The organism is Nonomuraea sp. NPDC050691 (genome assembly GCF_040654455.1).
Lineage (GTDB): Bacteria > Actinomycetota > Actinomycetes > Streptosporangiales > Streptosporangiaceae > Nonomuraea.
On the sequence record NZ_JBFAIA010000109.1, the window covers coordinates 17,012 to 27,536 of the forward strand.

The window sequence follows — 10,525 nt, forward strand, 5'->3', positions numbered from 1 at the left end:
CCCCAAGGCGATGAAACGGGAGAGCTATGAGTCGGACAGCACGGGTCATCTGGGACGACGCTCTCACCTCATACAACTTCGGCCCCGGGCATCCGCTCGCGCCCGTCCGGGTCGAGCTGACGATGGCGCTGGCCCGCGAGCTGGGCGTCCTCGACAAGGTGGAGCTGGCCGGGTGCGCCCCCGCGGGCGACGACGAGCTGGCCATGGTCCACGAGCGCGGCTACATCGAGGCGGTCAAGCGGGTCTCGGTCACCGGCGCGCCCGACCTGTCGGCGGGGCTGGGCACGCCGGACAACCCCGCCTTCCGCGGCGTCCACGAGGCCTCCGCGCTGATCGCCGGCGCGTCCCTGGCCGCCGCCCGGGCGGTGTGGGAGGGCACGGCAGAGCACGCGGTCAACGTGGCGGGCGGCCTGCACCACGCGATGGCCGCCACGGCCAGCGGGTTCTGCGTCTACAACGACCCGGCGCTGGCCATCGCCTGGCTGCTGGCGCGGGGCGCCACCCGGGTCGCGTACGTGGACGTCGACGTCCACCACGGCGACGGCGTGCAGGCGGCCTTCTACGGCGACCCCCGCGTGCTGACGATCAGCCTGCACGAGAGCCCGCGCACACTCTTCCCCGGCACGGGCTTCTCGGAGGAGACCGGCGCCGAGGGCACGGCCGTCAACGTGCCGCTCCCCGCAGGCTGCGGCGACGCCGGGTGGCTGCGGGCCTTCGACGCGGTGGTGCCGCCGCTGCTGCGCGAGTTCCGGCCGGAGGTCCTGGTCACCCAGCACGGCTGCGACAGCCACGCCCTCGATCCGCTGGCCAACCTCATGCTCAGCGTCGACGGGCAGCGCGCCGCGTACGCCGCGCTGCACCGCCTGGCCCACGAGACGGCGGGCGGCCGGTGGATCGTCACCGGCGGCGGCGGTTACGAGCTGGTGCAGGTGGTGCCGCGGGCGTGGACGCACCTGATCGCCGAGGTCGCGGGGCACCCGATCGCCCCGGCCACGCCGACCGGCGAGGAGTGGCGGCGCCTCGCGCGGGAGCGCACGGGGGAGACCCCGCCGCTCACCATGACAGACGGTCGCAGTCCGGAATTTCGTCCACTTTCCGGTGGTTATGACCCAGGAGATCCCATAGACCGTGCGATCATGGCGACCCGCAAGGCGGTCTTCCCCCTGCACGGCCTCGATCCCATGCCCTGACGAGCCCCCATGCCCTGACGAGGAAGAGCAGTGCTGAGCCGCGACGAACTCCGCGAGCAGCTGGTGCGCACCCGCATCGCCGGCGATGTCGCGACCCCCCGCGAGAACAACCTCGACCACTACAGCTCCCTGGCCAACGGCGACCCGTACTACCTGCTGGGCCTGACCTGCGAGCAGTCCTGGTCCTTCCGCGACGTCCTGGAGCTGATGGCCAAGTCCGCGGGCGTGGTCGCCGACCCCGGCCACCGCTGGGGGCAGGACACCATCGACCCCGACCTCACGATCGACGCCCTCGACGCCATGGCCGAGCGCATCGCCGCCGCCCTGTCGCGTGAGCGCCCGCGGCTGCTGTTCGCCACCGGCCACCCGACCGGTCTGCTGGCCGTCCACCTGCCGCTCGCCCGCCTCGCCGCCGAGCGCGGCGCGACGCTGCTGACGCCCGCCGAGGGCTGGACGTACTCCGGGACGGGCTTCGGCCGGCCGCGGCGGCTCCGCTACCTCGACGACGTGGCGATGCTCGACGACAAGGGCGGCTTCGTCCACACCCACGACGCCGCCCCGATGGAGTGGATGCTCGCCGAGCTGGGCGACGCCCCGCCGGACCTCGTCATCGCCGACCACGGCTGGGCCGGGGCCGCGGGCCAGGCGGGCGTGCCCACGGTGGCCTTCGCCGACAGCAACGACCCCGGGCTGTTCGTCGGTGAGGCCGAGGGGAAGATCGACGTTGTCGTCCCGCTCGACGACAACGTGCTACCGCGCTTTTACGCACCGCTGACGGACCGGCTCGTCACACTGGTCACACGGGCCCTTTGAGTTCAATTCGGCCCTCCCGATACGGTCTTTTCGCGCCTGCATTCCAAGAGGCTCGCTGTCCCTTTGCCAACTTTTGGCGCACCCTGGGCGACTCTATGTGTGACGAGTTGGACGGTTCCAACGTCGAGGCGAGGTGCACGGCAGCAGTGCTGGCCAGCCATTTCGCTGGTCCGGCTGACAGAGGGCTCCGCCAACTGAGAAACTAGGGGGTTTGCCGACTCGGAGTCCCGTCTTACGCTGACAGCAGTACACGTGCGTGAGCAATGGCACCAGTGGGGATAACCCGGAAACACGTGCGGAAGAGGCGTCCGATGGCTGCAGGCGAAAGACCTCTCAGCGAGGTGAAGTTCCTGACCGTGGCAGAAGTCGCCACGGTCATGCGGGTGTCCAAGATGACCGTGTACCGGCTGGTGCACTCCGGCGAGCTGCCGGCCATCCGAGTCGGCCGGTCCTTCAGAGTGCCCGAGCAGGCGGTGCACGACTATCTTCGGGAGGCCTACATCGAGGCAGGCTGATGCTGGAGTAGCGGTGTGCGGAACACCGCGAGTGCCGACGCGGGAGAGGCCTGGCCGGCGCCACGCGGCCGGGCTCTCGCCCCCCCTTGGGGCGATCTACCGTGGATCGCCGGTAGTCTGTGAGCCGGTATGCGCTCGCATACCGTCGTACTTGCTACCAGCACTGGGGGTCCCGTGGGCTCTGTGATCAAGAAGCGCCGCAAGCGGATGGCCAAGAAGAAGCACCGCAAGCTGCTCAAGAAGACGCGCATCCAGCGGCGTAACAAGAAGTAAGACACACGCAGCTGCGAGGCGCTGATGACCCACACCGTGCTCGTCACCGGGGTCTCGCGCCATATCGGCGCCCGGGTGGCGAGCGTCCTGGCGGCAGACCCGGACATCAGCCGCGTCATCGGAGTCGACACCGTGCCGCCCCCCTCCCTCACGCGGGACGGCGGCATCTCCCTCGGCCGGACCGAGTTCGTCCGGGTGGATCTGCGCAGCCCCGACATCGCCCAGGTGATCGCGGCCGCTGACATCGACACCGTCGTGCACATGAGTCTGGTGAGCGCTCCCTCGCGCACCACCGGGCGGGCGCTGATGAAGGAGCACAACGTCATCGGCGCCATGCAACTGCTCGGCGCGTGCCAGCGGTCGGCCACCGTGCGGCGGGTCGTGGTGCGCTCCACCACGGCCGTCTACGGGTCGTCGCCCCGGGACCCCGCGGTGTTCACCGAGGACCTGGAGCCCCACGACGGCCCGGTCCACGGTTACGCCAAGGACGCGGCCGAGGTGGAGGGCTACGTGCGCGGCTTCGCGCGCCGCCGCCCCGACATCACGGTCTCGCTGCTGCGCTTCGCCAACTTCATGGGTCCGGGCGTCGACTCGCCGCTGACCCGTTACTTCACCCAGCCGGTGCTGCCGACGGTGTTCGGCTTCGACCCGCGGCTGCAGTTCGTCCACGAGGACGACGCGGTCGAGGTGCTGCGCCGGATGGCGACGGAGGACCACCCCGGCACGTTCAACGTGGCCGGGGCCGGTGTGCTGCTGCTGTCGCAGTGCGCGCGCCGCGCGGGCAGGGCGTCGATGCCGCTGCTCGCGCCGGCCTTCCGCATGCTGGGCGACGCCGCGCGCCGGGCGGGGCTGGTCGACTACTCGCCCGAGCAGGTGCGGCTGATGAGCCACGGCCGCGTGGTCGACTGCTCGCGGCTGGAGGCGGAGCTCGGCTGGAAGCCCAAGTTCACGACCGGCGCGGCGTTCGACGACTTCCTGCGGTCGCGAAGGCTTCGCCCGCTCGGAGGTGCCCGCAGGTGAGCGTCCCGGACCACGAGGAGGCGCGGGTGATCCCGATCACCGCTGCCCCCTCCTACGACCAGTCCGACCGGCCCGACCCGCTCGCGGAGGCGCTGGCCTTCCTGCGGCGGCGCGTCACCGGCGACTACGAGGTCGACGAGTTCGGCTACGACGCCGAACTCACCGACAAGGTGATGCTGGAGCTGATCAGGCCCCTCTACCGCCACTGGTTCCGGGTCGAGACCGTCGAGCTGGAGAACGTGCCCGCCGACGGCGGCGCGCTCGTCGTCGCCAACCACTCCGGCACGCTCCCGGTCGACGCGCTCATGATGCAGGTGGCGCTGCACGACGAGGCGGGACGGCCGCTGCGCCTGCTCGGCGCCGACCTGGTCTACCAGCTTCCCCTGCTCGGCCACCTGTCGCGCAAGACCGGCCACACGCTGGCCTGCCCCGAGGACGCCGACCGGCTGCTGCGCAAGGGCGAGCTGGTCGGGGTGTTCCCCGAGGGCTTCAAGGGCGTGGGCAAGCCCTACTCCGAGCGCTACAAGCTGCAGCGCTTCGGCAGGGGCGGCTTCGTGGCCTCCGCCATCAGGGCGGGCGTGCCGATCGTGCCGACCGCCATCGTGGGGGCCGAGGAGATCTACCCGAAGATCGGCGACCTGCCCACCCTGGCGCGCCTGCTCGGGCTGCCCTACCTGCCGATCACGCCGTTCTTCCCGCTGCTCGGCCCGCTGGGGCTGGTGCCGCTGCCGTCCAAGTGGATGATCGAGTTCGGTGAGCCGATCCGCACCGACGAGTACGACCCGTCGGCCGCCGACGACCCGATGGTGGTCTTCGAGCTGACCGACCACGTCCGCGAGGTCATCCAGCAGCTGCTCACCGAGCTGCGGCTGCGCCGCGGCCACGCGTTCCCGCCTTTTCTCTAGATCTTCGCGCTCCCCCGCAACCGGTCGCGCGGGGTCGGTGTTCCTACGAACGTCAAGAACACCGACCCAGAGGAAACATCGTGGACCTGCAGCTTTCCGGCCGTGTGGCCGTCGTGACCGGCGCGTCCAAGGGCATCGGCCTGGCCGTCGCGCGCACCCTGCACGAGGAGGGCGCCCACGTCGTGGCGGTCTCCCGCACCCGCACCGACGACCTGCCGGACAAGGTGGTTCACGTGGCCGCCGACCTGATGGACCCGCAGGCGCCCACCCGAGTCGTGGCCGCCGCGGTCGAGGAGTTCGGCGGCGTGGACATCCTGGTCAACAACGCCGGCGGCCCGCCGCCCGGCGTCACGCTGCCGCGCGTCGGCTTCATGGCGCCCGACGACGCCGCCTGGCAGGAGATGTTCGAGTTCAACCTGTTCGCGGCGATCCGGATGATCCGCGAGGCCGTGCCGGTCATGCTGGAGCGCGGCGGCGGCGCGATCGTCAACGTCTCCTCCACGACGAGCAAGCAGCCGTCCGCGATGAACGTCGACTACGGCGCGGCCAAGGCGGCGCTCGACCATGTCGGCAAGGCCCTGTCCGAGGAGTACGGCCCGCAGGGCGTCCGGGTGAACACCGTCCTGCCCGGCGCCGTGCTCACCGACTGGTGGACCAAGGAGGGCGGCGCGGCCGAGGTCATCGCCGGGATGGCCGGCGCCGACAAGGACAGCGTCATCTCCACGGTGGCCCCGCAGATGATGCGGATGGTCACCGGCCGCCTGGTCCACCCGCAGGAGATCGCCGACGCGGTGGCGCTGCTCGCGTCCCCGCGTTCCGGCAGCACGACGGGCGCCGAGTTCGTGGTCGACGGCGGCTTCCTCAAGGAGCTGTAGGGTCGGCCCCGCCGCGGGTCCGCGCGGTTCCCGCCGCGTGAACCCGGATGGCGGGTTGTGGAGAGACATCTCCGACCGACTTCCCCACCGAAGGGCGGAGATGATCACGCAACCCGCCACCAGGGGCGCTGACGCCGACCTCGTCAGCGCCTCCTGGACCCAGCCGGAGGCGTTCGCCGAGCTGTTCGACCGCTACTCCGCCATGCTCTACAGGTACGTCTCCAAGCGGCTCGGCCCCGAGCCCGCGGAGGACCTCGTCGGCGAGACGTTCCTGGTCGCCTTCTCCCGCCGCAGGAGCTACGACCTGGCCTACGCCGACGCGCGGCCCTGGCTGTTCGGCATCCTCACCAAGCTCATCTCGCGCCACCGCCGCACCGAGGCGGCCCGCTACCGGGCCCTGCTGCGCGCACCCGTCGAGGACAGCGTGGACTCGCCCGCCGACCGGGTCGCCGCCGGCGTCTCCGCGCAGGCCGCGCGGCCCGAGCTGGCCAGCGCGCTGGCCGCCCTGCCCGCCAAGGACCGCGACGTGCTGCTGCTCATCGCCTGGGGCGACCTCACGTACGAGGAGACCGCGCAGGCCCTCGGCATCCCCATCGGCACCGTGCGCTCCCGCCTCAACCGGGGCAGGCGGAAGGTACGCGCGGCGCTGGGCGACACGAACCCGCTGCTCGACGAGGAGGCGTGACGATGGACGACATGAAGCTGCTGCGCGACCTCGGCGCCGCGCTGGAGCACGAGCCGCCCGCCACGCTGGCGCGGCAGCGCAACCGCCTGACCCAGGCCAGGCCACGCCGGAGGAGGGTCGGCCTGCTGCTGACCGGCCTGGCGGCCGTCGCCACCGCCGCCGCGGTCGCCGTGCCCACGTTGGTGCTGCGCGGCACCCAGACCGTCGCCCCGCCGGCCGGGGCCCGGCCGGCGAAGGTGGCGACCGGCGCGCTCAACGTGCTGGTCGTCGGCACCGACAGCCGGGCGGGCTCGGAGCGCTTCCGCGCGTCGAGGGGGGCGCGCACCGACACGATCCTGCTGGTGCACCTGCCCGCCGATCGCAAGGAGATCACGGCGGTCAGCATCCCGCGCGACTCGATGGTGCAGATCCCGCGGTGCGGATCAGTGCCGGCCAGGATGGACATGATCAATTCGGCGTTCGACAAGGGCGGGCTCACCTGCACGGTCAAGACGATCGAGACCCTGACGGACGTGCGGATCGACCACATGATGGAGGTGGACTTCAACGCCTTCAAGGAGGTGGTGGACGCCCTGGGCGGCGTCCAGATAAAGGTCAAGCAGCCCGTGAACGATGCGAAGTCCCAGCTGAGACTCCCGGTGGGCATGAGAACACTGAACGGTGAGCAGGCGCTCGGATACATGCGGCTGCGCTCCTTGGGCGACGGTTCCGACATCCAGCGGATCAAGCGCCAGCAGGCGCTCCTGCGCGCGATGCTGGCCAAGGCGAAGAAGACGCTCACCGACCCGGGCAGGCTGCGCTCGTTCCTCGCCGCAGCCACCAAGTCGATCAAGACGGACAAGGGTTTCGATCTGGAGACGATGGCCGACCTCGCCGTCTCCATGAGCGACAGCCGGCTGCCGAAATTCGTCACCGTGCCCTGGAAGCCTTATCCGCCCGACCCCAACCGGATCGCCTGGAAGCAGCCGGAGGCCGACCAGCTCTTCGCGAGGCTCCGGTAGCCCCTACAGGTGGGGGCGGTAGTGGCGGCGCAGCGCGATGCCGGCCGCGACGCCGCCCGCCACCGCTCCCACGCCCGCGGCGATGGGCAGGGCGGTCAGCGTCGCCTTGCGGCCGGTGCGGAAGTCCTTGACCGGCCAGCCGACCTCCTTGGCGTGCTCGCGCAGCTCGGTGTCGGGGTTGATGGCCACCGCGTGGCCGACCAGCGACAGCATGGGCAGGTCGTTGGCCGAGTCGCTGTAGGCGGTGCAGCGGGTGAGGTCGAGGCCCTCGCGGCGGGCCAGCGCCCGCACCGCCTCGGCCTTGGCCGGGCCGTGCAGCAGGTCGCCGACCAGCCGCCCGGTGTAGACGCCGTCGCGGGTCTCGGCGACGGTGCCGAGCGCGCCGGTCAGGCCGAGCCGCTGGGCGATGACCCTGGCCAGCTCGATCGGGGTGGCGGTGACCAGCCAGACCCGCTGGCCCGCGTCGAGGTGGCTCTGCGCGAGCGCGCGGGTGCCGCCCCAGATGCGGTCGGCCATGACCTCGTCGTAGATATCCTCGCCGAGCCGTACGACGTCGTCGACCTTGGCGCCCGCGACGAAGGCGAGGGCGGTCTCGCGGGCCACGGCGATGTGCTCGGGGTTCTCGTTGCCGCGCAGGCGGAACACCGCCTGGCCCACGGCGAACTTGAACAGGTCGGACGTCGTGAACATGCCGCGCGTCGCTAGACCACGTGCGAAGTGGTAGATCGAGGCGCCGCGCATCATCGTGTTGTCGACGTCGAAGAAGGCCGCCGCCTCCAGGTCGGGTTCGGCCGGGGGCGCCGTCACGGCGGCCGCCGCCGCGGCCTCACCGGCGATCTCCGCCTCCACCTCGCGCCGTCGTCGGATTAGCCGCCACATGAGCTTCAGCTTACCCAGGCGGAGCCGCGAGTCCTTCGATGTAGTCGAGGTATCCGGTCGCCTGGTCCTGATCCTCGCCGTCCATGCGCTCCAGCATGGGCTCGACCATGTCGCGCTGGTCCCGGGCGAAGGTCCTGATCTTCGGCGAGCGGGGACGCACGCGTTCCAGCCTGCTGATGCCGGAGCGGGTGGACTCCTCCATGTCCTTGAGCGTCCTCCCGACCAGCGCGTCGTTGCCGGGGGAGTCCTCGTGGGAGGGGCCGAGCAACTCGGCCACCTCCTCGGCCCTGGCCTTGGCCGAGTCGAGCTCGCGCTCGGCGCGCTCGACGTCGTCGTCACTGAGCCGGACGAGGGTGCTCTCGGCCGCGCGCTTGAGCGGGTAGAGCGTGTCGCCGGGCACCGCGCGGTACGTGGCGAAGGCCGACACCATCATGGCGGCCGCCAGGCTGAGCGTGGCCAGCTGCGACAGCCACGGACGCGCGCGCACGCGGCGCCGGGAGGAGCCGGGGCCACGCCGGGAGGAGCGGGAGGAGGCGGAGCGGGGGCCGCGGGGGCGGCGCGCGGAGCGTTCGGAGGCGTCGGAACGGGCGGTGAGGAGTTCGTCACGCAGCCGGTCGCGGAACGCGTCGCTCGGCCCGCCGCCGAGCGGGAGTTCCCGCAGCTCGGTGAGGTGACCCAGCACGCGTTCGCGCGATCTGCGCGACTTACCCATGACAGCTCCCTGATATCCCCCGAAAAAGTTCCAGTCGTGACAAATGCCTAACGAAGTGACGTGATGGGAGGTTACGCAAGGTCATGGCGGAGAGCTCGCGCCAGCGCCTTGACCGCCCGGAACTGCAGGGCTTTGATCGCTCCACTCTTCTTCCCCATGATCAACGCCGTCTCGGCCAGCGACAGACCGTGCAGGAAACGCAGCACCACGCACTCCTGCTGCTCCGGGCCGAGCTCGCGCACCGCGCGCAGCACCCGGTCGTTGATGATGGCCGTGACCACGGCGTTCTCGGGAATGTGCGCGCCGTCGAGCGGGACGTCGATCACTTCCCCCGTCGGGATCTCCAGCCGGTAGCGGCCCGACTTGAAGTGGTCGGCCACCAGGTTGCGGGCGATCGTCACGAGCCAGGCCCCGAAATCGCGCCCCTGCCAGGTGAAGTCGGCGACGCGGCGTAACGCGCGCAGGAAGGTCTCGCTGGTCAGGTCCTCCGCGAGCGGATGGGATCCCACCCGGAAATAGATGTAGCGATAGACCAGCCCAACGTAACGGTCATAGAGCGTGCCAAAAGCCTCCGTGTCACCAGTCTTGGCGCGCAGCACCAGCAGGCGTAAGTCGTCGGGGAGCTCCTCACGTACGGCGAGCTCGGACGTCCGGGCGGCGCCGGGGACCGCTGGGGAGAGCAGCCCGGCGAACGGCCACGAGTCAGGCATCCGGTATCCCTACGGGTAAGGGGTGCGGCGTGCTCGAACACTCTAGAAATCAACTGGAAATTGCACAATCCAGCTCCAGCAGGCATGACTTGCCGTAATCGGCGGATACCGTGTTGGACCGACCCGTTCCCTCTTCGGCTACCGGCTGGGAGGCATCGTCCGGCAGCATTGGAGTCACCATGGAGATCCTCGTTGCTGTCATTGCCTTCGCCGGTGCGCTCCTCGCCGCGATCGCCACGGGCGCCCTCGTGCGCCGGTTGCGTGAGGAGGTCGAGGGGTGGCTGATCGCCTGGACCGTCGCGGCGGTCGCGCTCTGCCTCTCACTCGCCGTGATCGGCCTCGGCTACCTGACGGGCTTCGGCCCCGTCACGTTCAAGCTCTACCAGCTCACCGGATCGCTGCTGGCGCCGCTCTGGCTCGCCATCGGCCTGATCCAGCTGCTGGCCGAGAAGGTGCCGCCGAAGTTCGCCGCCTGGCTGTTCGGCGCCGCGTTCACGATCGTGGCGGGCGTCATCCTCCTCGCGGACCCGATCATCGACGGCGACGGCATGGTCAAGGTGCTGCCCCCCGGCAACGGGCACTGGGGGCTCATCCCCGACTACCTCCTCATCGGCGCCCACGTCATCGTGACGGCGCTCCTGCTGGGAGCGCTGGTGGTGGCCGCGCTACGGTGGCGCAACGGCGACGAGTACGACACCGACAACCTCCACGCCGTGCTGGTCGTGGTGCCGTCCTCGCTGGCCGTCCTCGGGGCGATGCGCTTCGCCGTGCCCGGGTTCTTCACCGCCGCGCTGCTCGTGGTGGCCGCCGCCGGCATCTGGTACTGCGTGCTGCGCCCGCTGGCCCCGTACGAGGACGACGAGGACGAGGACGACTTCGACGGCGCGGACGCCCGTGACCGCGGCCCGGACCCCGGCCGGGCCGAGGGCGGGCGCGCGGGCGGCCGC

At 71.0% G+C, this 10,525-nt stretch carries 12 protein-coding genes and 1 pseudogene; 10 read left to right on the forward strand and 3 right to left on the reverse strand.

What is annotated here, in order from left to right; translation table 11 throughout:
- Nucleotides 1–26 precede the first annotated feature (26 nt).
- The 9 genes from AB0H81_RS29995 to AB0H81_RS30035 all read left to right on the forward strand — a co-directional run bounded on the left by AB0H81_RS29995 (nt 27) and on the right by AB0H81_RS30035 (nt 7,277).
- Nucleotides 27–1,190: an acetoin utilization protein AcuC gene (locus AB0H81_RS29995; RefSeq protein ID WP_358381262.1), complete on the forward strand. Its 1,164-nt coding sequence runs from the start codon at nt 27–29 to the stop codon at nt 1,188–1,190.
- A gap of 30 nt (nt 1,191–1,220) precedes the next feature.
- Complete coding sequence (locus AB0H81_RS30000) at nt 1,221–2,003, forward strand: phosphatase (RefSeq protein ID WP_358381264.1); 783 nt, start codon at nt 1,221–1,223, stop codon at nt 2,001–2,003.
- A 311-nt stretch (nt 2,004–2,314) separates the two neighbouring features.
- On the forward strand, nt 2,315–2,518 hold the full coding sequence (locus AB0H81_RS30005) for a helix-turn-helix domain-containing protein (protein ID WP_043629748.1): 204 nt from the start codon (nt 2,315–2,317) through the stop codon (nt 2,516–2,518).
- Nucleotides 2,519–2,692: 174 nt separating this feature from the next.
- Nucleotides 2,693–2,791, forward strand: coding sequence for an AURKAIP1/COX24 domain-containing protein (locus tag AB0H81_RS30010; RefSeq protein WP_018654693.1), 99 nt, complete (start codon nt 2,693–2,695; stop codon nt 2,789–2,791).
- 24 nt (nt 2,792–2,815) lie between these two features.
- Nucleotides 2,816–3,811 (forward strand): NAD-dependent epimerase/dehydratase family protein, encoded by a 996-nt coding sequence (locus AB0H81_RS30015; RefSeq protein WP_175604297.1) that lies wholly within the window; start codon nt 2,816–2,818, stop codon nt 3,809–3,811.
- 26 nt (nt 3,812–3,837) lie between these two features.
- Entirely contained in the window at nt 3,838–4,716 is an 879-nt protein-coding gene (locus tag AB0H81_RS30020) for a lysophospholipid acyltransferase family protein (protein WP_358381278.1), read from the forward strand.
- Nucleotides 4,717–4,796: 80 nt separating this feature from the next.
- Nucleotides 4,797–5,591, forward strand: a complete 795-nt coding sequence (locus tag AB0H81_RS30025; protein ID WP_358381266.1) for an oxidoreductase — start codon at nt 4,797–4,799, stop codon at nt 5,589–5,591.
- Nucleotides 5,592–5,691: 100 nt separating this feature from the next.
- Nucleotides 5,692–6,276 (forward strand): RNA polymerase sigma factor, encoded by a 585-nt coding sequence (locus tag AB0H81_RS30030; RefSeq protein WP_358381268.1) that lies wholly within the window; start codon nt 5,692–5,694, stop codon nt 6,274–6,276.
- A 2-nt stretch (nt 6,277–6,278) separates the two neighbouring features.
- Complete coding sequence (locus AB0H81_RS30035) at nt 6,279–7,277, forward strand: LCP family protein (protein ID WP_358381270.1); 999 nt, start codon at nt 6,279–6,281, stop codon at nt 7,275–7,277.
- A 3-nt stretch (nt 7,278–7,280) separates the two neighbouring features.
- On the opposite strand, the gene AB0H81_RS30040 is transcribed toward AB0H81_RS30035, so the two are convergent.
- The 3 genes from AB0H81_RS30040 to AB0H81_RS30050 all read right to left on the reverse strand — a co-directional run bounded on the left by AB0H81_RS30040 (nt 7,281) and on the right by AB0H81_RS30050 (nt 9,578).
- Complete coding sequence (locus AB0H81_RS30040) at nt 7,281–8,156, reverse strand: HAD-IB family hydrolase (RefSeq protein WP_358381272.1); 876 nt, start codon at nt 8,154–8,156, stop codon at nt 7,281–7,283.
- A 10-nt stretch (nt 8,157–8,166) separates the two neighbouring features.
- The gene (locus tag AB0H81_RS30045) at nt 8,167–8,868 is read right to left on the reverse strand and encodes a DUF5667 domain-containing protein (RefSeq protein ID WP_358381274.1); all 702 of its coding nucleotides are present in this window, start codon (nt 8,866–8,868) and stop codon (nt 8,167–8,169) included.
- A 71-nt stretch (nt 8,869–8,939) separates the two neighbouring features.
- Nucleotides 8,940–9,578, reverse strand: a complete 639-nt coding sequence (locus AB0H81_RS30050; RefSeq protein ID WP_358381276.1) for a sigma-70 family RNA polymerase sigma factor — start codon at nt 9,576–9,578, stop codon at nt 8,940–8,942.
- Nucleotides 9,579–9,757: 179 nt separating this feature from the next.
- On the opposite strand from AB0H81_RS30050, the pseudogene AB0H81_RS30055 reads away from it, so the two are divergent.
- Nucleotides 9,758–10,525: pseudogene (locus AB0H81_RS30055) on the forward strand (hypothetical protein); the annotation flags it as partial.

What these genes read in the sequence shown, in the direction of transcription:
- AB0H81_RS30045 (WP_358381274.1), bottom strand. Translation starts at nt 8,868, where the DNA reads ATGGGTAAGTCGCGCAGATCGCGCGAACGCGTGCTGGGTCACCTCACC.
- AB0H81_RS29995 (WP_358381262.1), top strand. Translation starts at nt 27, where the DNA reads ATGAGTCGGACAGCACGGGTCATCTGGGACGACGCTCTCACCTCATAC.
- AB0H81_RS30040 (WP_358381272.1), bottom strand. Translation starts at nt 8,156, where the DNA reads ATGTGGCGGCTAATCCGACGACGGCGCGAGGTGGAGGCGGAGATCGCC.
- AB0H81_RS30015 (WP_175604297.1), top strand. Translation starts at nt 2,816, where the DNA reads ATGACCCACACCGTGCTCGTCACCGGGGTCTCGCGCCATATCGGCGCC.
- AB0H81_RS30005 (WP_043629748.1), top strand. Translation starts at nt 2,315, where the DNA reads ATGGCTGCAGGCGAAAGACCTCTCAGCGAGGTGAAGTTCCTGACCGTG.
- AB0H81_RS30030 (WP_358381268.1), top strand. Translation starts at nt 5,692, where the DNA reads ATGATCACGCAACCCGCCACCAGGGGCGCTGACGCCGACCTCGTCAGC.
- AB0H81_RS30050 (WP_358381276.1), bottom strand. Translation starts at nt 9,578, where the DNA reads ATGCCTGACTCGTGGCCGTTCGCCGGGCTGCTCTCCCCAGCGGTCCCC.
- AB0H81_RS30035 (WP_358381270.1), top strand. Translation starts at nt 6,279, where the DNA reads ATGGACGACATGAAGCTGCTGCGCGACCTCGGCGCCGCGCTGGAGCAC.